The sequence below is a fragment of the Pseudomonas sp. NPDC088885 genome, from assembly GCF_044750025.1.
Taxonomy (GTDB): Bacteria; Pseudomonadota; Gammaproteobacteria; order Pseudomonadales; family Pseudomonadaceae; genus Aquipseudomonas; species Aquipseudomonas rustica.
Genome location: NZ_JBIVJB010000019.1, coordinates 1 through 24,772, shown reverse-complemented (window position 1 = coordinate 24,772; position 24,772 = coordinate 1). Strand labels below are relative to the sequence as shown.

The 24,772-nt window shown below is 58.9% G+C and carries 24 protein-coding genes; 8 read left to right on the top strand and 16 right to left on the bottom strand.

The genetic code is table 11. From position 1 onward, the window contains the following. Positions 1 to 6 precede the first annotated feature (6 nt). The 12 genes from ACIP1X_RS11245 to ACIP1X_RS11190 form a co-directional block, all read right to left on the bottom strand. Positions 7 to 663 (bottom strand): DUF2931 family protein, encoded by a 657-nt coding sequence (locus ACIP1X_RS11245; protein WP_400751987.1) that lies wholly within the window; start codon positions 661 to 663, stop codon positions 7 to 9. A gap of 10 nt (positions 664 to 673) precedes the next feature. Next, the gene (locus tag ACIP1X_RS11240; RefSeq protein WP_400751984.1) at positions 674 to 1,330 is read right to left on the bottom strand and encodes a DUF2931 family protein; all 657 of its coding nucleotides are present in this window, start codon (positions 1,328 to 1,330) and stop codon (positions 674 to 676) included. Beyond that, positions 1,330 to 2,871, bottom strand: a complete 1,542-nt coding sequence (locus tag ACIP1X_RS11235) for a phospholipase effector Tle1 domain-containing protein (protein WP_400751981.1) — start codon at positions 2,869 to 2,871, stop codon at positions 1,330 to 1,332. Before ACIP1X_RS11235 ends, ACIP1X_RS11240 begins: the two co-directional genes overlap by 1 nt. Before the next feature lie 139 nt (positions 2,872 to 3,010). Further along, positions 3,011 to 3,370, bottom strand: coding sequence for a DUF6124 family protein (locus ACIP1X_RS11230; RefSeq protein ID WP_400751978.1), 360 nt, complete (start codon positions 3,368 to 3,370; stop codon positions 3,011 to 3,013). 514 nt (positions 3,371 to 3,884) lie between these two features. Beyond that, complete coding sequence (gene dapF / locus ACIP1X_RS11225) at positions 3,885 to 4,715, bottom strand: diaminopimelate epimerase (RefSeq protein ID WP_400751975.1); 831 nt, start codon at positions 4,713 to 4,715, stop codon at positions 3,885 to 3,887. A 42-nt stretch (positions 4,716 to 4,757) separates the two neighbouring features. Further along, positions 4,758 to 4,973, bottom strand: coding sequence for a DUF4287 domain-containing protein (locus ACIP1X_RS11220; RefSeq protein ID WP_400751973.1), 216 nt, complete (start codon positions 4,971 to 4,973; stop codon positions 4,758 to 4,760). A 109-nt stretch (positions 4,974 to 5,082) separates the two neighbouring features. After that, complete coding sequence (locus ACIP1X_RS11215; protein ID WP_400751971.1) at positions 5,083 to 6,000, bottom strand: tetratricopeptide repeat protein; 918 nt, start codon at positions 5,998 to 6,000, stop codon at positions 5,083 to 5,085. 63 nt (positions 6,001 to 6,063) lie between these two features. Beyond that, the gene (locus ACIP1X_RS11210; protein ID WP_400751969.1) at positions 6,064 to 7,335 is read right to left on the bottom strand and encodes an MFS transporter; all 1,272 of its coding nucleotides are present in this window, start codon (positions 7,333 to 7,335) and stop codon (positions 6,064 to 6,066) included. 117 nt (positions 7,336 to 7,452) lie between these two features. Further along, positions 7,453 to 8,151, bottom strand: coding sequence for an arsenical resistance protein ArsH (gene arsH, locus ACIP1X_RS11205; RefSeq protein WP_400751966.1), 699 nt, complete (start codon positions 8,149 to 8,151; stop codon positions 7,453 to 7,455). Between the two features lie 9 nt (positions 8,152 to 8,160). Beyond that, positions 8,161 to 8,631 carry an arsenate reductase ArsC gene (locus ACIP1X_RS11200; protein ID WP_400751964.1) on the bottom strand — a complete coding sequence of 157 codons (471 nt, stop codon included), beginning with the start codon at positions 8,629 to 8,631 and terminating at the stop codon, positions 8,161 to 8,163. 20 nt (positions 8,632 to 8,651) lie between these two features. Then, entirely contained in the window at positions 8,652 to 8,999 is a 348-nt protein-coding gene (locus tag ACIP1X_RS11195) for a metalloregulator ArsR/SmtB family transcription factor (protein ID WP_400751961.1), read from the bottom strand. A gap of 197 nt (positions 9,000 to 9,196) precedes the next feature. After that, a complete protein-coding gene (locus tag ACIP1X_RS11190) occupies positions 9,197 to 10,081 on the bottom strand; it encodes a LysR family transcriptional regulator (protein ID WP_400751958.1) in 885 nt (294 codons plus the stop codon). Between the two features lie 133 nt (positions 10,082 to 10,214). Here ACIP1X_RS11190 and ACIP1X_RS11185 point away from each other — a divergent pair, with 133 nt between their 5' ends. The 3 genes from ACIP1X_RS11185 (at position 10,215) to ACIP1X_RS11175 (ending at position 15,275) form a co-directional block, all read left to right on the top strand. Further along, positions 10,215 to 11,861: a GMC family oxidoreductase gene (locus tag ACIP1X_RS11185; protein WP_400751955.1), complete on the top strand. Its 1,647-nt coding sequence runs from the start codon at positions 10,215 to 10,217 to the stop codon at positions 11,859 to 11,861. A gap of 160 nt (positions 11,862 to 12,021) precedes the next feature. Continuing rightward, the gene (locus ACIP1X_RS11180; RefSeq protein ID WP_053121012.1) at positions 12,022 to 13,644 is read left to right on the top strand and encodes an MFS transporter; all 1,623 of its coding nucleotides are present in this window, start codon (positions 12,022 to 12,024) and stop codon (positions 13,642 to 13,644) included. A 305-nt stretch (positions 13,645 to 13,949) separates the two neighbouring features. After that, positions 13,950 to 15,275: a C1 family peptidase gene (locus ACIP1X_RS11175; protein ID WP_400751952.1), complete on the top strand. Its 1,326-nt coding sequence runs from the start codon at positions 13,950 to 13,952 to the stop codon at positions 15,273 to 15,275. Here ACIP1X_RS11175 and ACIP1X_RS11170 read toward each other — a convergent pair. Then, positions 15,272 to 15,640: a DUF427 domain-containing protein gene (locus tag ACIP1X_RS11170; RefSeq protein WP_159815188.1), complete on the bottom strand. Its 369-nt coding sequence runs from the start codon at positions 15,638 to 15,640 to the stop codon at positions 15,272 to 15,274. The genes ACIP1X_RS11175 and ACIP1X_RS11170 overlap by 4 nt on opposite strands. Positions 15,641 to 16,005: 365 nt before the next feature. Here ACIP1X_RS11170 and ACIP1X_RS11165 point away from each other — a divergent pair, with 365 nt between their 5' ends. The 3 genes from ACIP1X_RS11165 to ACIP1X_RS11155 all read left to right on the top strand — a co-directional run bounded on the left by ACIP1X_RS11165 (position 16,006) and on the right by ACIP1X_RS11155 (position 19,439). Further along, positions 16,006 to 17,925: a DNA topoisomerase III gene (locus ACIP1X_RS11165; RefSeq protein WP_400751949.1), complete on the top strand. Its 1,920-nt coding sequence runs from the start codon at positions 16,006 to 16,008 to the stop codon at positions 17,923 to 17,925. Between the two features lie 171 nt (positions 17,926 to 18,096). Further along, positions 18,097 to 18,600: a GNAT family N-acetyltransferase gene (locus ACIP1X_RS11160; RefSeq protein ID WP_400751947.1), complete on the top strand. Its 504-nt coding sequence runs from the start codon at positions 18,097 to 18,099 to the stop codon at positions 18,598 to 18,600. Positions 18,601 to 19,109: 509 nt separating this feature from the next. Further along, complete coding sequence (locus ACIP1X_RS11155) at positions 19,110 to 19,439, top strand: hypothetical protein (protein WP_053121022.1); 330 nt, start codon at positions 19,110 to 19,112, stop codon at positions 19,437 to 19,439. Positions 19,440 to 19,670: 231 nt separating this feature from the next. Here ACIP1X_RS11155 and cynR read toward each other — a convergent pair whose 3' ends face one another. After that, a complete protein-coding gene (gene cynR, locus ACIP1X_RS11150) occupies positions 19,671 to 20,558 on the bottom strand; it encodes a transcriptional regulator CynR (protein WP_400751944.1) in 888 nt (295 codons plus the stop codon). A gap of 120 nt (positions 20,559 to 20,678) precedes the next feature. Here cynR and cynS point away from each other — a divergent pair, with 120 nt between their 5' ends. Further along, positions 20,679 to 21,146 carry a cyanase gene (gene cynS / locus ACIP1X_RS11145; protein WP_400751941.1) on the top strand — a complete coding sequence of 156 codons (468 nt, stop codon included), beginning with the start codon at positions 20,679 to 20,681 and terminating at the stop codon, positions 21,144 to 21,146. Between the two features lie 60 nt (positions 21,147 to 21,206). Then, positions 21,207 to 21,866: a carbonic anhydrase gene (locus tag ACIP1X_RS11140; protein WP_400751939.1), complete on the top strand. Its 660-nt coding sequence runs from the start codon at positions 21,207 to 21,209 to the stop codon at positions 21,864 to 21,866. A 117-nt stretch (positions 21,867 to 21,983) separates the two neighbouring features. Here the strand turns inward: ACIP1X_RS11140 and ACIP1X_RS11135 are convergent, their stop codons facing one another. Both ACIP1X_RS11135 and glsB read right to left on the bottom strand, forming a co-directional pair. Then, positions 21,984 to 23,486, bottom strand: a complete 1,503-nt coding sequence (locus ACIP1X_RS11135; protein WP_400751937.1) for an aldehyde dehydrogenase family protein — start codon at positions 23,484 to 23,486, stop codon at positions 21,984 to 21,986. A 182-nt stretch (positions 23,487 to 23,668) separates the two neighbouring features. Beyond that, positions 23,669 to 24,577 (bottom strand): glutaminase B, encoded by a 909-nt coding sequence (gene glsB / locus ACIP1X_RS11130; protein ID WP_212545948.1) that lies wholly within the window; start codon positions 24,575 to 24,577, stop codon positions 23,669 to 23,671. Positions 24,578 to 24,772 lie beyond the last annotated feature (195 nt).

Here is a 24,772-nt window from a genome sequence, read left to right as displayed (position 1 = left end):
TCACAATTACCAACTGCCATACGGAATTCCGAACTTCTCGATATAGCGCTTGGATTTTTCATTGACCGGGTACGCGTATCGACCTTGGTTTTTACCCTGACTCGGGCCCAACGGTTCGATTTCGGCTTGTGCTCTTGCGACTTTGACAGGGTGGTGACTTGAATCACGCACCCACACCTGCACTACTCCGCCGGGGGCCAAGCCCAAGTAAACCGAGGAAATGAAAGTTGCTTCCTGATCAGGAGTTTTTGCGCAGCGTTGGTTGACCGAAGTCAGCATTAGTTGTCTGGCCTCTTCGGGTATATCAATCCATGCCCGGTAGGTTTGGGGCTCCACGATGGATTGCCAACGAACGAAAATTCGTTTGGGGAGGTCGGCGCCCACCACTGCTTTTGCTGAGCTTCCTAGACCGTGCCAACCGCGTGCAGATTCTGTTCCATCCTCTGGCTGCCCGCCCGATGCGGATCCCCCACCAGTGTGGAGAAATGTCCTCCCTTTGATGTCTTCAACGGAGGTGTCCTCAACCCAAACCTTCATGTAGCGTGGCTCAGTAAACCCGAGCTCCCACCATGGGGATTTCGGGTCGTTTTTTGCTGATAACGGATCAATTGGCTGACAACCAGAAACCCACAGTGCGCACAAAAGAATAAGGAGCGGTTTCATTGCCTAATGATTACCAACTCCCGTACGGGATGCCGTATTTGTCGATGTACAACTTCGCCTTTTCACTCACCGGGTAGGCGTAACGACCACCGTTTTTCCCCTGCTGCGCACCCAATGGTTCAGTCTTGGCTTGCCCACGAGCAACCTTAATTGGATTTCGGCAGGAATCCTTTACCCATGCCTGCATAACACCGCCCGGCGCAAGGCCTATATAAAGGGATGCCATGAATCGCGCTGTTTTCTCAGGTGTTTCCGGACAGCGTTGATTCGTGGATCTCACCATCAACTGTCTGGCCTCCTCAGGAATATCGATGAAGCCGCGATAGGTTTTTTGCTCTGTTATGGATTGCCAGCGTACAGAAATGCGTTTCGGGAGGTTGGCGCCTGTGACCGGCATTCCAGAACCAGTCACCGCTCCCCAGCCTCGAGCAGACTCTCTGGCGATGTCGGGCTGGCCGCTGGCCGCTGTGCTTTTGCCTGCCTTGGGAAAGTTTTTGTCGTTGATATCGAGTACTGAGCTGTCTTCTACCCAGACTTTCATATAGTTAGGTTCAACGAAAACTAATTGCCACGATGAAGATTTTGGGTCGCGTTCTCCGGTCTCAGCGTTTCCGCTCTGACACCCTGTCAACAGTAAAGCGCACAGCAGAGCAATCATCGCTTTCATCACCAAAGCTTCCAGTCAGGTACGTGTGGGTGTTCTACGCGGATCGAGTTTTCCGTCGGCGAGTTGATATATACAGCGTCGATACCACTGCCGTCCCTTCTTCCCAGAGGATGGTTCCAGTTCGCAGAAGTATGAATGTACTTCAGCTTCAGCAGTGCCTCTTCCTCTGAAGAAGTGTGGTAGTCACCAGAGACAAATCGATCGCACAAAGGTTGGAGCTCTTCTGGTACTGAGTACTCTCCATCGTCAGGCATCTCGATGAATTGAACGCCTTTGTCTTTTGCCAGTTGATACATCACTTTCAGATAAACCCTCGAAAGCGTTCCACTGACCGGGCGCTTGAGTTGTAGCGCGGCGTAAACACGCTTCTGTGCTGGAGACAACCTGTCTTGATGGTCTCTTGGGAGTTCTATAGATGCGGGTGTGACAATCTCGAGCAGATCAGCAGGCCAGCCTTTAGCGATCCACTCACCTTTCACGCGCTCGGCATCACGGTAAATGGACGTAGTGGATACATCGGTATAGACCGATACCGCAAGGGTTTGCATCGGGCTGACTAGTACGCACTCCTCAACTTCGTCCAGATAACTGCCACCGATATCAGAATGGACGCCGGGAAAGCTGTATTCAGGATGATCTGGTTTCACTCGGCTAAGAGCGAAGTTCGCACGGCATTCGTCACGTGCCACGAGATGAACAACGTCTTTGAAGAAGCGCCGATCCAGATAGAGCTTCACTCCAGGAGCGATTGGACTTTTGACTCGGCCAAAATTAGTGAACCCGGCAATGGAGGGGACTGTATCGAAGAGGCCGATGAACCCCATATCGATACCGCTTCCGTATTGACCATCAAAGCTGCGACTGAAATCGCTCGCGCTGCTGTTTAGCAAAATCCCTAGCGGCCCTTGCTTTCCCCTTACGACTTCGTTTGAAAAATGCCGAGCCGCCGCCGCGCCACGGCTAAAGCCGAAAGTATCAAACTTCAGAGAGACAATTTCGCTGTTTGGATTCTCTTTCAGGGCCTCTTCGATAATGTCGTTGATCTGCGTGAAGGAAGCCTGCACACGGCCAACTACCCCTGTTTCGCCACGCCCCATTCCAGAACCGACCACACTGTCTTTTTCATCCTTTAGAGTCCCGATACCGTCGATGTAGAGGGCCCGTGAGACGCGCTTGAACTGCCCGTCACCTTCGGCTTCCTTGATCTCTTCGTACAAGGAAAATAACTTCCTTATGTTTGTAGGCCCAGCACCATAACTGCTATCCGGATCCCCCATATACGGTTTGCAACTCGCAGGAATATCCTGCGGCGCAATCGGATGCTGCGCGCCACACAGCAAACCAGCCGCTGTGTTATTCGCGTTATTACCCGTCCCATCAAAGAAAACCCCAATCCTCAACGCGATCCCGATTTTCTCAGGTTCAGGCGCAGGCGCTTTCCCATATTTCTCATACTCAGCCCAACGCTGGGCATGAATATCGACGGGTTTGGCTTCTTCGTAGCGGTAGTTTTTAGGCGGGTTGGGAACGTATCCACTCATCCATGATTCCTTGTTCTGATCCTTGAAGAACGGCCCGAAGGGTGACAGTCGAGGCCGGGGGGCGCAAGGCGTGGCCCTGTGCCAGCCACCGTGAGACACCGTGTGTCGAGGAGGGTTTCCTCCTCGACCGGGTGGCTGGCTATTTAGCGATTTCGACGTTGTCCAGCGCTTGGTTGACGGCCAGTTCGCCGAGCATCACGACCTGGGCGATGCCGAGCAATGTCTTGCGATGCGAGTTGTTCAGCACGGCTGCGAAGTCGTTGAGCATGGTGGTCGCGGAGCCGAGGGATTCGCTGGCGTTGGCCAGCAGGGATTCGGTGTCGTACGCCGGGTTGGCGAGGAACATGGCTTCGGGTTCGTTGGTGCTGGCCATGATGTCGGCGGGGCCGAGGTAGTGGTCGAGGGCGCGTTCGGCGGCTTCGTGGAGTTTTTTCGAATCGAGGGATTCGTAGGGGGATGTGGTGTCGGTTGCGGGTGGGTTGGGCGTTACTTTGAACATGGTGAAACTCCTAGTTATTAAAGAGGAGCCTTCACCTTCGCTACCAAACGAAGGGTGGCGGCCACACGCGGGTTGGTAGACCGGTAACTAGGAAACCGGCACACCCGAAGGTGTCCTGCGCATGGCCACCATTGACGACAAACCTGAAGCGGTCTGCGAACGGTGCGCGATGCGACTAGTTATGGCGGGCTACCAAACCCGATCACTGTTTTCAGTGACCGACAGACGATAGAGCCCACGCCCTAGACGCACAAGCCGGGCGATTCTGGCTTAGTCGTAGGCAAAGGCGCAAGGCGTTGTAGGGCTTGGGTGGTTACTGGAGACTTCGGTTAAACAGGTTTGGTTTTTGTTGTTTAGAACGGTGGTGTGCACGGTGTTTTGGATGGCCATCACCCTGGCCCTCTCCCGGAGGGAGAAGGAACTGACCGGGGTGTTTGTTTGAGGGTCGGTGACGTGTTGGGATTGGGGGAATGTGGCGGCGTTAAGGTCAAAAGATCGCAGCTTTCGGCAGCTCCTACAGTGGGGTTGCGTTGGGTTTTAGTTGGCTATCCGGAATTGTGCCGGAGTAGATCGGTTCTACCGGGCCGCTGAGGGTGACGTTGCCTTTGCCGTTCCAATGGACGTGAACGCTACCGCCGTCGCATTCGACTTCGACGTTGTGATCGAGCAGGCCTTTGCGGATGCCATTGACGGCGGCACCGCAGGCGCATGAACCGGAGCCGAGCGGAATACCGCCGTTACGCTCCCAGATCCGTAAGCGAATGTGCTGGCGATCAATCACCTGCACAAAGTGCACATTGGTTTTGCGAGGAAACAACGGATTGCTTTCAATCGCCGGGCCAATCGCGGCGATGTCGACCTTACTGAGGTCATCAACAAAATACGTGCAATGCGGATTGCCCATGCTGCACGCGACCGGATTGCCAGGCAGTGGCAATGCATGCGTGTCGTGTTCCTCGGCCAGCGGAATGTCCATCCAGTGAAAAAGCGGCTCACCCATGTCGACCGAGATCAATCCGCTGGATGTGCGTTCGCAATTGAGCAGGCCGCGCGTTGTGCGCAGGGTGATCGATTTTCGGCTGGCCTCGCGCATCAATCGGTCGGCAGCACCACGGGTTGCGCTGCCGCAAACGTCGAGCACCGAGCCATCGGCGTTCCAGAATTCCAGTCGGGCATCGGCGTCCGCACAGTCGAGCAGCACGGCGAGTTGGTTGAAGCCGATGCCTCGGTGGCGGTCGCCCAGTCGTTGGGCGATTGCGCTGGTGATCGGGTTGACGCGGTGACGGGCGTCGACGAGGATAAAGTCGTCGCCGTTGGCGTGCATTTTATGGAAACTGAGCGGCATCGGTGGCGCCTTGGCTATGAGTCGTGTGAATGAGGACTGTCCTCATTTTTTGCTATTGGCCAGATGATGCGCGACCAGTGCGTTGGCGTGGCCGTGGCCCATGCCGTGTTCGGTCTTGAGCCAGGCGACCAGTTCCATGTGCTTTTTGTCGGTGTGGCCGGCGAGCAGGTTGAGCCAGTGGTCGATGGGCTGACCGTAGTTCTTTTCGATGGAGGGGAAGTAGGACGCCGGGCCTTTTACCTTGTTATCGTCGCTCATGCTGCAAGCTCCCTGTGATCGCGACGGAGTGTCGGATAACGCTCCTTGTCGTCAGGGCATAGAGTGGCCGGGAAGTGGCGATTCGGCAACCACTGCCCTGCCCCCGCCATCACTGAGTTTTCTTACGATCCTGATAGAACCGCTCCATCGGTGTCATTCCGTCCGTCCTGACATATGCGACCGCCAGATAGTTTTTCTGGCCTTGCGGCATGATCGGGTCACCCGGAAAACGATAATCGCTGAAACCCTGCATCACCTTTTGATCGATGACGCTGTCGCCGGAGCTGGCGTAAATCGATAGGGTCGGTACCAGCGTGCCGGGGGTGTATTCGAGTTGCACCTGCACCGGTTTGCCAGGTTGCGTCGGGGTGGTGACTTTTTCGAGGGTTTTCTCAGTGGCTTCCATGTGTTTGCGAAGACCGCGTTGCACGAGGCCGACGAAAAGGTTGTTGTATGCCTGTTGCTCTTCGGTGGTCATCACCACGCCTTTGCTGCGCAGGCGCTCGAGACCTTTCCAGGCTTCGGTGCTGCCGGTTTTACTGGCGTTGAAGTAATGCTTCAACGCACCTTGCAGATCTTGCGGGCCACCCTTGCCGTTCTCCATCAGCCCGGCCAGTTTCAGCTCAATATCGGTGGTGCCGGGGTCTTTGGTGGCGCGCTGATAAAAGTCTCTGGCGGCCACCAGATCGACCGGGCCGCCAATGCCTTCTTCGGCGAGGACGCCCAATCGACTGTAGGCGATGGGTGAAACCCGAGCCACGGTTTGATAGAGGTCTTTGGCCTTCGCGATGTCCTGAGGCACGCCATGGCCGCGCTCGTACATCTTGCCCAGTACCATCTTGCAGGCGTTGTCACTCTTGCTGAGGTAGACGATGTCGGTGACCTGCTCCGGGCTGATGTAGGCGTAATCGAAGTAGGTCATGCACAGATAACCCGGTACTGGGCTGGTCAGTGCTTCCTTGCTCGGCATCGGCTGGCAACCGGCGAGAAGAACGAAAAGAGCGAGTGAGGCGACTACCTTGTTCATAACGGCTTCCATTTAAATCGACCTGAATGTATCGGCAGGCACATGGAAAACCCGAAAGGTCGCTCAGTCAAGTTCAGTCAGGGTCGCGGGAGGCCTCTCGTTTTGCCGATCATTCGTTTCAACCGTTGAACACTGCAACGTCTCCGGAAACGCCACCCACAACAACACCAACGCCACCGCCGCCACCCCCGCCAACGTCAAAAACGCCGCACTGTAACCCGCCGCCTGAACCACAAACCCCGCCAGGCTATTACTCAACGCCGCGCCCAGCCCAAACACAGTCGACAGCGCACCCAGACTCACATTGAAGTGCCCGGTACCCAACGTCAGGTCCTTCACCACCACAGGAAACAGCGCGCCGAAAATCCCCGCGCCGATGCCGTCGAGCAATTGCACCGCAACCAGCCAATAAGGATCGTCGGACAAGATGTAGAGCACGCCGCGCAACGGCAAAATCAAGAAGCCAGCGAGGAGCAGCGGTTTGCGTCCCCAGACATCAGCCTTCGCCCCGACCAGCAACGCGACCGGCACCATGACCAGTTGCGCCGCGACGATGCAGGCGGAGGTCAACGGCGTGGCCATCTGCAAATTGGCTTGCGCGAGTTTCTGGCTCACCAGCGGCAACATCGCAGCATTCGCCAAGTGAAATAGCGCACAGCAAATGGCGAACAACAGCAGGGGTCTGTTTTTGAGCAACACTGTAAGCCCCGACGGTTGCGTGCCGTGCCCTGCTCCGCCGGGATCGAGGCCCCGTGCGACGTCGTGGTCGATGGCTTTGGGCGAAACGAAAGAGACGGCGATGACGCTGGCAATCGCCATCGCCGCCATCAGATAGAACACCGCGACCGGGCCGAACAGGTAGGCGAACACTCCGGCCAACAATGCCGCGCAGGCGTTGCCGGCGTGGTTGAAGGTTTCGTTACGCCCGGTACGGCGGGTGAAGGCGCGCGGGCCGGTAATGCCGAGGGTGATCGCGGAAATGGCCGGGGCAAAAATCGAAGCGGCGACGGCGCTGAGGGCTTGGGTCAACGCGACCAGGCTGAAGGACGTCACGAACGGCAGCAGCAGGCAACTACCGGTTACCAGCAGCGCCGCAATCGCAATGATCGCCCGTTTGCGCCGGGTGTTATCGACCAGCGCGCCCGCCGGCGTTTGCGTGACGAGCGCGGCGATGCCGGCGATGGTCATGACCAGTCCGATGCTCGCCGGATCCCAGTGATGCACCGCCAGCAGGTAAATCGCCAGATAAGGGCCGAGCCCGTCGCGCACGTCCGCGAGGAAAAAGTTGAGGCTGTCGAGTGACAGGTTGTTGCGACGATCGAGGTGTGTGGCCACGGGCAGCGTCTTCAATGTTCGAGGTCGTGGGAATTGAATCAACCTCCGCTGAGTGAGTGACCTGTGGCGCGAGAACTTAGTTGCATGGGCCGGCGGCGAGCAGCCGGCCGGGCGAGTTTAGATAGAACGCTGATTCACGCGATTCATCAGTTGCTCGGCGCTTTCCTTGCGTTCGGAATAGCGGTCGACCAGATGCGTTTGTTGGCCACGCAGCAACAGCGTGAATTTCACCAGTTCTTCCATCACATCGACGACGCGGTCGTAGAACGGTGAAGATTTCATCCGCCCGGCGTCGTCGAATTCCATGTAGGCCTTCGGCACCGAGGATTGGTTGGGGATGGTGAACATGCGCATCCAGCGGCCCAATACGCGCAATTGGTTAACCACGTTGAACGACTGCGAACCGCCGCAGACTTGCATCACCGCGAGGGTTTTGCCTTGGGTCGGGCGCACGGCGCCGAGTTCCAGCGGGATCCAGTCGATCTGCGCCTTGAACACGGCAGACATGGCGCCGTGACGTTCCGGCGAGCACCACACCTGCCCTTCCGACCACAGCACCAGATCACGCAGTTCTTGTACTTTCGGATGATCGACGGGGACGTCATCGGGCAACGGCAAACCGGAAGGATTGAAGATGCGTGTTTCGGCGCCGAAGTGTTCGAGCAGGCGCGCCGCCTCTTCGACCAGCAAGCGGCTGAAGGAGCGCTCGCGGGTCGAGCCGTAGAGCAGCAGGATGCGCGGTTTGTGTGCGCCCGGGGTCGAGGGTTTGACGTCGTCGAACAGGCTTGGGTCGAGGTTGGGCAAATGGTCGGACATGGGTTCTCCTTAGAGCGCGCCGATGCGGTCGAGCTCGCGTTGCAGCTGCTCGCGGCTGAGTCGGGCGAAGGGCAATTCGAGGAAGGTTTGGCAGCGCAGTTCGATGCGCGCGAGGGTGGCGTGGAAAGCGGCGTTGATCGCGCCTTCGTCGCCGTTCACTTCGGACGGATCTTCCAGTCCCCAATGGGCTTTGAGGGCCGGGCCGAAGTACACCGGACAGGTCTCGCCAGCGGCTTTGTCGCAGACGGTGATGACGATGTCGGGCGGGTTATCTTCGAAGGCGTCGTTGCCTTTGCTGTGCAGGCCGTCGATGGCGATGCCGGCCTGTTGCAGCGTGGTCAGACTGCGCGGCAGCACCTGCCCTTTCGGGAAACTGCCAGCGCTGACGGCTGCGAATCCGGCGGGTGCCAGGTGATTGAACAGGGCTTCTGAGAGGATGCTGCGGCAGCTGTTGGCCGTGCACATAAACAGGATTCGCATGGGTTGCTCCGGTAGAAGATTCAGCAGCACGCGGCGTCGCGCACGGGACGGCCATCCATGTTGTGCAGGCGTGTGGCGTTGTCCTTGAGCCACTCGGTGTTGGCCTTGGCCGTCACTTGCAGGATGTCGCCAACCCACGCCGGCAGATCCGGATTGAGGCGGTAATAGACCCATTGGCCCTGACGGCGATCGAGCAACAGACCGTTGCTGCGCAGTTGCGCGAGGTGGCGGCTGATTTTGGGCTGGCTGTCATCAAGCGCACACATCAGCTCGCAGACGCAGAGCTCACCTTGACTGGCGATCAGCAGAATGGCGCGGACACGGGTTTCATCGGCCAGGCTTTTGAAGACTTCGGTGGGGCTGATCATCGGGCGGGCTCGACACATATGGAAAACCGAATATACGTTTTCCCATATATTAATCAACCCAGAATATTAAGCGCGCCGAAAATCCCTGTGGGAGCGGGCTTGCTCGCGAATGCGGTGTGTCTGATAAGCATATGTTTACTGACCCACCGCTTTCGCGAGCAAGCCCGCTCCCACAGGGGGGACTTTGGTGTGTCAGGCTAGCCGCGCAGCAGGTACTGTTCGGCTTCACACAACCCCACCACATAGTCCCAAACCACCCGCAGCCGCACCGACTTGTGCAGCTCCCGCCGTGTGCTGATCCAGTAGCTGCGCTCGATGCTTTCATCCGGCAGTAACGGCACAAGATCAGGATCCGACGCCGCCATGTAGCAAGGCAACACCGCAATCCCCAACCCCGACCGCGCCGCTTCCTGCTGGGCGATGACGCTGGTGCTGTGAAACACCACCCGAGGGCTGCGGCAGAAGCTGTTGAGGAACATCAGTTCCTGGCTGAACAGCAAATCGTCGACATAACCGATCCACGCATGCCTTCCCAAATCCTCACGGCTGTTCAATGGCGGCGCCTTGTCGAGGTAGATTTGGCTGGCATAGAGCGCCAATCGATAATCGGTGAGTTTGCGCGTGACCAGCATGTCCGCCGCCGGCCGTTCCAGATGAATACTGATCTCCGCCTCGCGATTGAGAATGCTGACAAAACGAGGCACGGCGACCAGTTCCACTTCCAGTCCCGGATAGCGCTCGAACAAGCCGATCATGCGGCTGGCGAGGAATTTGATGCCCAGCCCTTCGGTGACGCCCACGCGAATCTTGCCCAACGGTGCCGTCGATTGAGTGATCTCTTCCTGCGCCAGCAACGCCACATTCTCCATCGCCTCCGCATGCTTGAGCAGCGCCTCCCCCGCCGGGGTCATCTCATAACCTTGCGCGTGCTGGACAAACAACGCAGTGCCGAGGCTTTTTTCAATGGCTTCGATGTGGCGGGCGACGGTGGCGTGGGTGGTGTTGAGGCGCCGAGCGGCGGTGAGCAGGCGGCCGCTGCGTTGCAGTTCGAGAAAAAACCGCAGGTCGTTCCAGTCGAACATGCTGTGTCCTTGTCGGCTATTGTCTAGTGAGGCTGTTTAAAAACGCACAGCGGCTGCGCAAAAACTAACATTCTTTTGACGAAAGCTAACAACTAGAGTGTCCGACAACAAAAACAATAATTGAGGTCAGGGAATGCAGACTTCCCTCGATGAATTCGACTACATCGTGGTCGGCGCCGGCCCCGCCGGGTGCTTGCTGGCCAATCGGCTGTCGGCCGATCCGCAGCAGCGCGTGTTGTTGCTCGAAGCCGGCGGGCGCGACAACTATGCGTGGATTCACATTCCAGTGGGTTACCTGTTCTGCATCGGTAATCCGCGCACCGACTGGTGCTTCAAAACCGAACAACAAGCCGGCCTCAATGGCCGCGCGCTGAGCTATCCGCGCGGCAAAGTGCTGGGCGGCTGCTCGTCGATCAACGGCATGATTTACATGCGCGGCCAGGCCAACGACTACGACGGCTGGGCGGCCGAGGGCAATCCGGGCTGGGCCTGGAACGACGTGCTGCCGCTGTTCAAACAGAGCGAAAACCACTTTGCCGGCGCCGCTGATTTTCACGGTGCCAAGGGCGAATGGCGGGTCGAACAACAGCGCTTGTCGTGGCCGATTCTCGATGCGTTTCGCAGTGCGGCGGAACAGAGCGGCATCGCCAGCATCGACGACTTCAATCAGGGCGACAACGAGGGGTGCGGCTACTTTCAGGTCAATCAGAAATCCGGCGTGCGCTGGAACGCGGCGAAGGCGTTTCTGAAACCGGTACGCGACCGGGCGAACCTGACGGTGCTGACCGGGGTTGAGGTGGATCGTGTTCTGCTGGAGAACGGTCGCGCTTCAAAAGTCAGTGCGCGGCATGAAGGCCAGGTCAAACAGTTCAAGGCGCGCAAAGAGATCGTGTTGTGCGCGGGATCGGTCGGTTCGCCGAGCATTTTGCAGCGCTCCGGGATTGGCCCGCGACCGCTGCTGGAACGCCTTGGTATCGGCGTGATTCATGAGTTGCCGGGCGTCGGCGGCAATCTGCAGGATCACCTGCAACTGCGGCTGATCTACAAGCTGGAAAACGCGCGCACCCTGAATCAGATCGCCGGCAGTGTGTGGGGCAAGATGGGCATGGGTCTGCGTTATTTGTATGACCGCAGCGGGCCATTGTCGATGGCGCCGAGTCAGTTGGGCGCGTTTGCGCGTTCGGGGCCGGAGCAGACCTCAGCGAATCTGGAATATCACGTGCAACCGTTGTCGCTGGAGCGCTTTGGCGAGCCGTTGCACAGCTTTCCGGCCTTCACCGCTTCTGTCTGCGATCTGCGTCCGCAGAGTCGTGGGCGAATTGAAATTCGTTCGACGGATCCGCAGGAAGCGCCGCTGATTCAGCCCAACTACCTTAGTCATCCAGAGGATTTGCGTGTGGCGGCGGATGCGATACGTCTGACCCGGCGCATCGTCAGTGCCCCTGCCTTGCAAGCGTTCAAACCGGTGGAATATTTGCCCGGCGCGAGTTTGCAAAGTGAAGAAGAATTGCAGCAAGCGGCGGCGACGATTGGCACGACGATTTTCCACCCGGTCGGCACGTGTCGGATGGGTAACGACGGTGACGCGGTGGTGGATGCGCAACTACGCGTCCACGGCGTGCCCGGTTTGCGCATCGCTGACGCCTCGATCATGCCGCGCATCACCTCGGGCAACACCTGTTCGCCTACGCTGATGATTGCCGAGAAAGCCGCACAACTCATTCTCAACCCAACCACCAAGAGCAGCACCGCAAAACCGGAACTGGCCCAAACCCTGTAGGAGCTGCCGAAGGCTGCGATCTTTTGACTTTGAATTTTTGAAATCAAAACCAAGATCAAAAGATCGCAGCCTGCGGCAGCTCCTACAGGGATATGCGTTTGATTCATGGACATCGAGCATCAGTGGAACAACAAAAACAATCACTGTGAGGGATACCGATATGTCAGAACACGCTCAGCCGCTGGCCGCTGCGAGCAGCGCCACAACCAGCAATGACACACAAAAAGTCATCTTCGCTTCATCACTGGGGACGGTGTTCGAGTGGTATGACTTCTTCCTCTACGGCGCCCTCGCGGCGGTGATCAGCAAGCAGTTTTTCGCCGGGGTCAACGACACCACGGCGTTCATCTTTGCGCTGATGGCGTTCGCCGCAGGCTTTATCGTGCGGCCGTTCGGGGCGCTGGTGTTCGGGCGGTTGGGGGACATGATCGGGCGTAAATACACCTTCCTTGCGACGATCATTTTGATGGGCGTGGCGACGTTCTGCGTCGGCCTGCTGCCGACCTACGCCAGCATCGGCATCGCCGCGCCGATCATTCTGGTGGTGCTGCGCATGCTTCAGGGCCTGGCGCTCGGCGGTGAATACGGCGGCGCGGCGACCTACGTGGCGGAACACGCGCCGATCGGCAAACGCGGTTTCCACACCAGCTGGATTCAATCCACCGCGACCCTCGGCCTGTTGCTGTCGTTGCTCGTCGTGCTCGGTTGCCGCTACTTCACTGGCGATCAGTTTGAAGTGTGGGGCTGGCGCATTCCGTTCCTGTTGTCGATCGTGCTGCTGGGCATTTCCACCTGGATTCGCCTGAGCCTGCACGAGTCGCCGGCCTATCTGAAAATGAAAGAAGAAGGCAAAACCTCCAAGGCGCCGATCCGCGAATCCTTCGGCAAATGGGAAAACCTCAAAGTCGTGTTGATCGCGTTGTTCAGCATCAACGCCGGGCAAGCGGTGACCTTCTACGCGGCGCAGTTCTACGTGCTGTTCTTCCTCACCCAGTTCCTGAAAATGGATCCGGCGGTGGCCAACACCTTGCTGATTATCAGCGTGGTGATCGGTGCACCGTTCTTCATCATTTTCGGCTGGCTGTCGGACAAGGTCGGACGCAAACCGGTGCTGATGCTCGGCCTGCTGCTGGCGACGGCGCTGTACTTCCCGATCTTCAAATCGCTGGCGCACTACGCCAACCCGGCCATCGATCAGGCCAGCCGTCAGGCGCCGATCACGGTGATGGCGGATCCGGCGACCTGCACTTTCCAGTTCGATCCGGTCGGCAAGGCGAAATTCGACAGTCCGTGCGACAAGGCGAAAACCTTCCTGGTCAAGCAAGGCCTGCCCTACTCCAGCGTCGCTGCGCCGGCTGGCAGTGCGATACAAATCAGCGTCGGTGACGTGAAGCTCGACGGCTACGACGAAGCCGCATTGCGCGGCGCGATCACCCTCGCCGGCTACCCGCAACAGGCCGATGCGCAGCAGATCAACAAGCCGATGATTGTCGCGCTGATCGTGGCGCTGATCATTATTTCGGCCATGTGCTACGGGCCGCTGGCGGCGCTGATGGTTGAACTGTTCCCGACGCGCATCCGCTACACCTCGATGTCGCTGCCTTATCACATCGGCAATGGCTGGTTCGGCGGGTTTCTGCCGACGGTATCGTTTGCGTTGGTGGTGTACACCGGGGATATTTTTTATGGGCTGTGGTACCCGGTGTTGATTACCGGCGTGAGCCTGGTGGTGGGGATGATCTTTTTGCGTGAGACCAAAAATATCGACCTCGATAAAAACTAACTCCACCCATTATTTCCCAGTTGAAAGAAACCTGTGGCGAGGGGATTTATCCCCGATGGGTTGCGAAGCAGCCCCAATGCCTGCAACTCGGCGTGTCAGGTACGCAGAGTTGCAGGTTTTGGGGGCGCTTCACACCCCATCGGGGCGGTGCGACGTTTCGCTAAATCCCCTCACCACAGGGGCTCAGCTCGGCCATCGCGTTTCGCGCCCACCCGCCAAATCTCGTCTACGATAACCCTCACCCTTTTTAATCCCTGCGACGCAGGACTGCGTTGGTGACGTGGGGTCGAATCGAGCACTCCATCATGCCCGCCTCCCGCTTCGCCCTCGCGCAAACCACCATCACCCTCGACGCCCGTCCTGATCGCCTCGACCTGCGCGACCGGATCTTCACCGCGCGCGTGCAATCACTGCCCGCCTCGTTCCCGGCAGACGCTGAAGTCAGCAGCCAACTGGCCGATTATCTCGGCCGCGAAATGGTGCTGTACCAAGGCAAGGAAGGCGCCTGCACCGGGTTCGGCCTGTCCGCCGTGATCAACTATTTGCTGTGGCGCCGCGATCGCGATTCGGTGAAAACCAGCCCGCGCCAGCTCTACCACTTGGCCAAGCTCTACGACGAATGGCCTGGCGAGGATTACGCCGGTTCCAGTTGCCGTGGCGCGCTCAAGGGCTGGCACAAGCACGGCGTCTGCGAGAAAAGTCTGTGGCCCTACACCGTCGCCGCCGACGGCTCGGTGCCGGACTTTGAAGCCCCCGCGCCGAACTGGGCGGAAGACGCCGTCACTCGCCCGCTCGGGGTTTATTACCGCGTGGAAAAAGACGACATCACGTCGATGATGGCGGCGCTCTACGAAACCGGCGCGCTGTACGTGTCAGCCAATGTGCATTCCGGTTGGGCGCTGAAACCCAAGGCCAACACCAAAGCCTTCCAGAGCACCGCGCAATTGCCGGTGATCAAATGGAACGCCAAGCCTCAGGGCGGCCACGCCTTCGCGTTGATCGGCTACACCCACGATGGTTTTATCGTGCAGAACTCCTGGTCGACCGATTGGGGTTACTCGGGGTTTGCGATTCTCACCTACGAGGACTGGCTGGCCAACGGCACCGATGCCTGGGCCGTGGGCCTTGGCGTGCCGATCAGACACGGCGCGATTTCACGCAATGCGCGGCCCGATAAAGCGCAGGGAGAATCGGTATTCCGCGATGCCTTGCCGACCTCCAGCGCCAAGCTTGAAGGCGTCTCGCTGTTCTCCGCCGAAGCGCCGTCAGCCGCCCGTAAAGGCCCGGCCGCGCTGACCAACGATCAGGCTTACGGGCTGACCATTGTCATGGAAAACAACGGCAGCATCGGCCCACGCTTGACCGATGTGGAAAACGTGCGCGCCGCCGTTGCGCGCATCGTCCGCGAATCGCCCAAGGCCTGGTTCGACAAACTCCCCGCCGGGCAAAAACCGAAAATTCTGCGCCTCTACAACGACGTGAAAATGACCTATGGGCCGGGCACTAAAGCAGACACCTCGCACGGTGGTTTTGATAATGACTTGAACGCGATGACCACCACGCTGAAGACGATTCTGCGGCTCGGCCCAGATGCGAAACTGGATCAGCCGTTTATCGACCTGAACTACTAGGGCTCGGCCTTGATCACTTCGAACTTCACTTGATCGGGGTAGAACGCTACGTAATCGCGGATCGGCGCGACCGAGACTTTCGGGTTTTCGTACGTCCACACGGCGTTGGCGCCTTCGTGCCCGGGGATTTGCAGGCTGAAATAACTGGCGTCGCCCTTGTACGGGCAATAACTGGTGTGGTCGGTGCGGGCGAAATATTTTTCGTCGATGTCTTCGCGGGGGACGTAATAGACCGGCGGGTAATTGGCTTCGTTGAGGATCAGCACGTGTGAGGAAGCGGCGACCTGGATGCCGTGGAATTTCACCAGCAGGCAACCGACGAGTTGTTCGAGGTTGATGACAGGGCTGGGGCCGGAGGTTTTCATGGGGGTTTCTCCTGAGGACTGCGAAGAGACCGGTTCAGGTATAGCCCAAGTGATGTGGTTGCGGGTAGTTGACAGCCGAACGGCAAGAGCCCCTCACCCCAGCCCTCTGGGTCCAGCCAAGGTGTCTCGCGTCATGCACCGACGTGGAAGTGCTGTGTCAATTATGGATTCCCTACCGATCTTTCAAGTCGGCGTACTTCCCCAATATCCCTCGATCAGTCCCCTCTCCCTCCGGGAGAGGGCTAGGGAGGGCTAACAGACCCCGCAACACTTTATATCTGTATATCCATACAGATAAAAGTTGCCCCCCAGCGCAACAAAAGCCATCCTGTGCACCTCCAGAACAACGATCAACGATGGTGGTTATGCGGCTTTACCTCTGTGAAAAACCTTCCCAGGCCAAAGACATTGCGGCCGTGCTCGGTGCCAAGCGCCGGGGCGACGGCTGCTGGCTGGGAACGGATGTCACAGTGACCTGGTGCATCGGTCATCTGCTGGAAACCGCGCCGCCGGATGCCTACGACGCGCGCTACAAGCGCTGGGTGCTGGCCGATCTGCCGATCATTCCGGAAAAATGGAAGATGACCGTCAAGCCGCGCACCGCCAGCCAGTACAAAGCGGTGAAGCGTCTGCTCGGCGAGGCCAGCGAGCTGGTCATCGCCACCGATGCCGACCGTGAAGGTGAAATGATCGCCCGCGAACTGGTCGAGCACTGCCGCTATCGCGGGCCGATTCGGCGCTTGTGGCTGTCGGCGCTGGACGAAGCATCGATCCGCAAGGCGCTCGCCGCGTTGAAACCGGGTGCCGAAACCTTCAGCCTGTATCACTCGGCGCTGGGGCGATCGCGGGCAGATTGGCTGATCGGCATGAACATGAGTCGGCTGTTCACGTTGCTGGGGCGTCAGTCGGGTTATCAAGGCGTGCTGCCAGTGGGTCGCGTACAGACACCGACCCTGCGTCTGGTGGTGGATCGCGACCGCAGCATCGCCGATTTTGTGCCGGTGCCGTTCTGGGCGATCGACGTGGATCTGGTGCACAACGGCACGCCGTTCACCGCGCAGTGGCGGGCGCCGTCGGATGCTTGTGATGATCAGGATCGTTGCCTCAATCAAGCGTTAGCTCAGCAAGCGGCGGCGGCCATCGGCAATGCGGCGAGTGCCCGAGTGGTCAAACTGCACACTGAACGTATGCGCGAAGTGGCACCCCTGCCCTTCGATCTCGGCACGTTGCAAGAAGTCTGCTCGAAGAAACTCGGCCTCGGCGCGCAGGAAACCCTCGACATCGCCCAGGCACTCTACGAAACCTACAAAGTCGTCACCTACCCGCGCAGTGATTGCGGTTACCTGCCGCTGAGTCAGCACAGCGAGGCGCCGGGGATTCTTGCGGCGTTGCGCCAGGCCGACTCGAGCCTTGAAGCGTTGAACGGCTTTCTCGAGCCTCAGCGCAAGTCGCGAGCATGGAACGACGCCAAGGTCAGCGCTCACCACGGCATCATTCCCACAGCAGCGGCGAAGAACCTCGAACGCCTGACCGGCAAACATCGCGCGGTCTACACGTTGATTCGCGCGCGCTATCTGGCGCAGTTCCTGCCTAATCACGAATACGATCGCACTCAGGCCGACTTCGATTGCGCCGGTGAAGCGCTGCGCGCGGTGGGCAAGCAGATTATTGAGCCAGGCTGGAAGCGCGCATTGCCTGAGGCGCTCGCACCGGCCAAGGGACGCGAGGCGCCAGCACCGCAAACCCTGCCAGCGCTGAGCCAAGGTGTTGAGTGCGCGGTGGCCGACGTGAAGTTCAAGGATCTGTGGACGCAGCCGCCCAAGCCTTACACCGAAGGCGATCTGATCAAGGCGATGAAGAACGTCGCCAAACTGGTGGAAGATCCGCTGCTCAAACAGAAACTCAAGGACACCACCGGGATTGGCACCGAGGCTACTCGCGCGTCGATCATTCAAGGATTGCTCGATCGTGGTTATCTGGTGAAGAACGGCAAGGCGCTGGCCGCCACACCCGCCGCGTTCAGCCTGATCGACGCCGTGCCCCGCGCGATTGCCGACCCCGGCACCACGGCGATCTGGGAACAGGCGCTGGACATGGTGCAAAGCGGCGAGATGAGTCTGGAAGAATTCGTCACCAAACAAGCGGCGTGGATGAGCAAGCAAGTGACACGCTGCTCCGCGCTGAGCCTGACCATCAGCGGCCCACCGCCGACCGGCAAAGCGGCGACACCGTGGAAGAAAAAGCGCAAATCCACCCGCAGCCCGGCTAAACGCACAGCCAAATAAACTGATTTGCCGCGACCTTGTGGCGAGGGGATTTATCCCCGCTGGAGTGCGCAGCAGTCCCCAGCTTTTTTGAGTGAAAAGAGGGGCTGCTGCGCAACCCAGCGGGGATAAATCCCCTCGCCACAGAGTACAGAGTCCACACTGAGGGAATGCCATTGCGGAGCTGACGCCATGCCCACCATCACCCTCCACTCCGCCCAACGCGACGACCTCGACACCGTCAACAATCTCATGCAGTTCTACCTGCACGATCTCAGCGAATGGCTCCCGCTAAAACTCGCCCACCACGGCTTCTTCCCCAACCAACTCGAAGAAAGCTACTGGCGCCAACCCGCCACCCAACCCTTCCTGATCCACGTCGACGACGAACTAGCCGGTTTCATCATCGTCGACAACCAGACCCACCTCCCCGACACCGAATACAACATCAGCTATTTCTTCCTCGCCCGACGCTGGCGTGGCCAAGGTGTCGCCCAGTTTGTCGTCTCCACACTCTTGAGACGGATCCCCGGGCAATGGCAAATTTTCCACATAGACACCAACCTGCCCGCACAACGCTTCTGGGCCGGGCTCACCCCTCAATTGAGCGGCGGTGAATTCACCCGGCAGCAGCGCGAAGTGGACGGTTACCCGTGCACCTTCTACGTCCTACGCTCGCCTTTTTCCGTTGCTTGAACGGATCCTTTCTCATTCCAAAACAGCTTTGTCCGACAATATGTAGTGACCAAAAATAAACACTACATAACTGTTGACGGCGTCGTTTTGCTTTTGCATGATGAAGACGTTCCCCGATCGGGAACATCGGTAACACGCTTGAGCAAACTCGTCTGACCGCCGAGTTGTTTTTTCCGGATACACGCTGCCCACAAGGCAGATTGAAGAAGCTGACCTGGCCTGAACGTCCAGTACAAGGACGAGAAGCGCTGGCGAAAATTCTCAAGACGCTTGTGGTCGACGCTGCACAGGTCGGCAAGGAGCCTCCCGGTTTTCGCTGCTTCTCCTCGTTGTGACGCTATTGCGTAGCAGTTATTCAACACGACTACATGCAACAGATGCACGACCCCGTATTTCAACGGGCGAGCGCTGACGTCCTGGTTTCGGTGCCAGGGATCAACTAACCGATGGGCTACCTGTATTAGCGAATCAACTTTGAAAGATAACCAGACTGGTCAAGGGGCAACATTATGAATCTGAACAATCAACCTACTATCGAAGAACTGGCTCGTATGTTCGCTGCGCAAAAAGACAGCCACGACAGCCACATTCTGTGGATCAGCAAATCGGGTCAGGTGCATATCGACTGCCTGGCGCCCCACGCTGGTGAAGAAGAGTTCGACCAGAACAACCAGAACCTGCTGGCCCGCCTGAAGATGTACCGCCGCGGCCACGGCTATGTCGGCAAGAAAGCCGCGGCCGATCGGGACTTCATCGGTAATGTTCTGCAAACGCTGAAACAGGCGTGGGACTCGATGCAGAACAAGAACGAAGTTCGGGTGATTGATCGGTTCTGCTGATTCACTACTTTAATAATTGAAAGGGCCTGCTTCCTTATAAAGAAGCGGGCCCTTTTTTGTTCGCTTTATTGATATGGCTTGACTGGAATTGTAGCCCCTCACCCCAGCCCTCTCCCGAGGGAGAGGGAGCCGATTTGTGGTGCTTTCAAAATATGAGTTCGGCACAGCATTTTCAGGTCGGCGTAACTTGCACAAACACCTCGGTCAGTCCCCTCTCCCTCCGGGAGAGGGTTAGGGTGAGGGCATCTCCCGCTCCAACACCATTTCAACAAACGCCACCGCCGCCGCACTGTGATAATTATTCCGTCGCCGCAACAACGCCACGCCCCGCTGCGGCGCCTCACTCGCCACCCGCAACCGGCGTAGAGCTCGATCCTCCGTGGCAATCGCCTCCGGCAACATCGTCGCCATCGGTGAATGCCGAACCACTTCCAGCAACGTACTCACCGAATTCACCTCAATCCGCACTTGGGGCGTAATCCCGTGCTGACGAAAATACTCATCCACCGATAACCGCGTGATGAAATCCGACGTCAGCAACGCAAAATCCAGCTGCGCAATGTCATCCGGCGCCAGCACCGCAGTGCTCTCATACAGCGGATGCTCACGCCCGACCATAACCCCCAACGTCTCAGTAAATGCCGGAATGCACTCGATGTCCGGACTGCGCACCGGCGTAAATGCGATCGCAATGTCCAGCGAGTCATCCGCCAATCCCGCCTCGATGTCGTCCATCGACAATTCGAAAATCTGCAGATGAATCCCCGGATACCGCGCCGTAAAGTCGCGCACCAACGGCCCGACCAGATACGCCATAAACGTCGGCGTCATCGCCAGGCGCAAGCTACCGCGCGACAGATCCTTCACGTCATGCAACGCGCGCTGCCCTGCCTCCAGCTCAACCAACACCCGCCGCGCGCATTCGATGTAAGCCTCGCCGGCATCGGTGGGTTTGACTGTGCGCGACGTCCGATCAAACAGCGTCACGCCAAGGGTTTCTTCCAACTGGCGGATTTGCTGCGACAACGTCGGCTGCGACACGTGCAGCGACTCGGCCGCACGGGTAAAGCCGCCGTGATCGGCAACGGCCAGCAGGTATCGCAAATGTCGCAGCAGCATGGGGCACACCATCTATAGGCAGGGCTTATGCGAAGCATTGTATATCGGTCTTGGACGCTATGGATCAATCGGCAGAAGATTGCTCCCACACAGCAAGCCAACCCTGAAAGGAGTGACACCATGCAACAGTCCCACGCCTACAACGACGCAAGCCTGGCCCTGACCACTCGCATTCTCGACATCAAGGCGCGCAAAAATTTCTCATGGCAGGATCTTGCCGACGGCACTGGCCTGAGCCTGGCCTACGTCACCGCTGCCCTGCTCGGCCAACATCCGCTACCGGAAAATGCTGCTCAGGTCGTCGGCGACAAACTGGAACTGGACGCCGATGCGATTGCATCGCTGCAAATCATCCCGCTGCGTGGCAGCCTCAGTGGTGTGCCGAGCGACCCGACCATCTACCGCTTCCACGAGATGATTCAGATCTACGGCACCACCCTCAAAGCGTTGGTTCACGAGCAGTTCGGCGACGGCATCATCAGCGCAATCAACTTCAAACTCGACATCAAAAAAGTCGAAGACCCGGAAGGCGGTTCTCGCGCCGTGGTTACCCTCGACGGCAAATTCCTGCCGCTGCGTCCGTTCTGATCTGCCCCGGCCCGCACCCCGCGTGCGGGCCATCCGATCGCCCCTGAAGAGGACACGCACATGAAAGCCCTGATCGACGGTTTCTTGAAATTCCAGCACGAAGCCTTTCCGCAACGCAGCGAACTGTTCAAACACCTGGCGACCACCCAACAGCCCGGCACCTTGTTCATCACCTGTTCCGACAGCCGAGTCGTGCCGGAACTACTGACCCAGCAAGAGCCCGGCGAGCTGTTTGTGATCCGCAACGCCGGCAATATCGTGCCGTCCTACAGCCCGCATCCGGGCGGAGTTTCGGCCACGGTGGAATACGCGGTTGCCGTGCTGGGTGTGACCGACATTGTGATTTGCGGGCATTCGGATTGCGGCGCGATGACCGCGATCGCCCAGTGCAAATGCATGGATCACCTGCCCGCCGTCAGCGGCTGGTTGCAGCATGCCGAGTCGGCGAAAGTGGTGAATGAAGCGCGAGGGCATGCCAGTGATGCGGCGAAGTTGAGTTCGATGGTGCGCGAAAATGTCATCGCGCAACTGGCGAATATTCAGACGCATCCGAGCGTGCGCCTCGCCCAGGAGAAAGGCCTGCTGAATCTGCATGGCTGGGTGTACGACATCGAGACGGGATCGATCGATGCGCTGTCGTCGGATCGGCGCACGTTTGTGCCGTTAGCGGAACAGCCGGCGACGTGTGCGGTTTACGCAAACAGCGCTGACGCAGCCTGAAACACCCCTGTACGAGCTGCCGAAGGCTGCGATCTTTTGATCTTGATCTTAAAAAACAAGATCAAAAGATCGCAGCCTTCGGCAGCTCCTACAGGAAGCGTATCGCGGCGGTGCGGACTAGCGTTTTACGCTCAGGTCGATCTGGCTCATGCGGCTGCGCACCGTGAACACGCCATCCCCCGAAAGAATCGCGCTGCGTGCGAACAAGCGCCCACTCTCCCAGTTCGAAAGCCCCAGCTCCGGCTTGTTCAGCGCGTACTGCCCATCGACCCAACGGGTGATGCCATTGCCAACAAACGGCGCATTCACAGCGTTGTAAAACCGCTCTTGCGTCGCCGCATCTTCACTGATCAACGACACCGTGAACTGCGGGCTATAGCGGTTGAACAGCGCAATTGCCTGATCCAGATCGTCAACGATCATCAGGCTGACTTCCGGGGTTTCTTCCCATTCCCACTCGCGGCCCAATGCCGATTGCGCCAGCGGTTCAGCCAAGGCTTCAGTCTGATAACCCTCGGCGCGATACACCTCGACCGTCGCGTTCTGCCATTCACTCGGCAGGCAACTTTCACTGCCCTCGACGATGTGCAATTTGCAGCCCTGACCGCGTGCGGTGCCGGCCTGCTGCAGCGCATCAAGAAACAGCGGCACCAATTCTGCTGCACGCTCACGCTGGATCAGGCAGACGTTCAGCGTGTTGCACACTTTGCGATCCAGCGAATTACGCACCACCGCGGCGAAGCGTTTGGCATCGGCGTGACGATCGGCAATCAGCCACGCCCCGCCCGTACCGTGCAGGCTGACGGCGGTGCCGGCCTGCTGGGCGATGCTACCCAATTGACTCACCGCACGGCCCGAGCCGCGCGCCACGGCCAGCGACAAACGCCGGTCGGCAAACATCGCCCAACCGGCGGCGTGGTTGACGCTTTCCACCAACGACACTGCGCCGGCCGGCAAACCTGCCTCTGCCAGCGCTGGATTCAAGGCGTGGGTGACGATGGCTTGCGCGGTGCCCAAGGCATCGCTGCCAATGCGCAGCACGGCGGTGTTGCCGGTGCGCAATACGCCGGCTGCGTCGGCGAACACGTTCGGTCGACCTTCAAAGACAAATGCGACGATGCCCAGCGGTGAGACCACTTGCTCAACGCTCCAGCCATCGTGCTCGACGCTGCTGATGACTTTGCCGCGCGTCGCGGCGGCATCACGCCAGGCGCGCAGGCCGGCGATCATGTCGCGGCGCATGCGTTCATCGGCGAGCAGTCGGGTGGTGGAACGGCCGCGGGACTTGGCACGTTCAATGTCGGCCAGGTTCGCCGCTTCGATCTGCGCCCAGCACTCTGCGGTTTCCAGACGCTGTGCGAACAGGTCGAAAAACTGGCTGATGGCTTCATCAGAGACTGCCAACAACGCAATGAAAGCCGAGGCCGCGCGTTCGATCGCCACCGAGGCGGCTTGTTGATCGACCACGGGAATCAGCAGCAACTCGCCACTCACCTGCTCGACCAGCAGGTGGTCTCCGGGCTGAAACCGCGCGGCCAGTTCGGGGCTGACCACGGTGACGCGGTTGCCAGCGAAAGGGATCGGGGTGCCAGCGACGAGACGTTCGAGTGCAAGAGACATGAAGCGGATTCACCATGCAGGGAGCGGCCGGAAAATGTATAGGAACACCCTCCTCCCAGGCAACACAAAACCCTTGTAGGAGCAGAGCTTGCTCGCGAAGACGGCGTGTCAGGCAACGGGTTTGTTGAATGTCAGGACGCTTTCGCGAGCAAGCTTTGCTCCTACAGATTGTGGTGTTTGGTTTAGAACACTGACCAGCCAATTCTGGCGCTAAGCATCTCCAGCGCTGCCATCCCCGCCAGCGAGTTACCCGCAGCATTCAGCTCCGGCGACCACACGCACACCGTGAATTGCCCCGGCACCACCGCGACAATCCCGCCACCGACGCCGCTCTTGCCCGGCAAACCCACGCGATAAGCAAAATTGCCCGCCTCGTCATACAGCCCACTGGTGGCCATGATCGAGTTGACCTGCTGAGTCTGCCGCCGCGCGAGAATCTGCTCGCCGCTGTGTTTGCAAAAACCGTCGTTGGCCAAAAAGCAAAACGCCCGCGCCAGATCGATGCAATTCATCCGCAGTGCGCAGTGGCTGAAGTAACTGCGCAGCACTGCCTCGACGTCGTTGTGAAAGTTGCCGAACGATTGCATCAGATACGCCATCGCCGCATTGCGTGCGCGGTGCTGGTATTCGGACTCGGCGACTTTACCGTCGATCATGATTTGCGGGTTGCCCGAAAGACGCCGGACGAAATCGCGCATCGACAGGGTCGGCGCGGCGAAGCGCGACTGGTTGATGTCGCAGATCACCAGCGCACCGGCATTGATGAACGGGTTGCGCGGGCGGCCGCGTTCGAATTCCAGCTGCACCAGCGAGTTGAAGGGCTGGCCCGACGGCTCGTGGCCGAGGCGTTCCCAGATCGCTTCGCCGGAATGTTCGATGGCCTGCACCAGGCTGAACACCTTGGAAATACTCTGCACCGAGAACGGCGTGTCGGCGTCGCCGGCGCAGTACATTTCGCCGTCGTTGCCGTACACGGCGATGCCCAACTGATTGGCCGGCACAGTGCCGAGGGCGGGAATGTAGTCAGCCACCTTGCCCTGTCCGATCAGAGGACGGACAGCGTCAAGGATCTCGTTCAACAGCGCTTGCATGCCGGGTTCCGAAGTCTCGCCCCATGGGATTGCGGGGACACTGGGGCTAGACGTTGCGCGAGCAAATCAGATCACACCTCACTGACACCCTGATGAACAAAATGTGGGAGCAACTGTCTTGATACCCTTTATTTTGAATGCAGGGTGATAGGCAGCTGATCTCCCACAGCCCATAGCCGTGCATTTTTTCCCAGA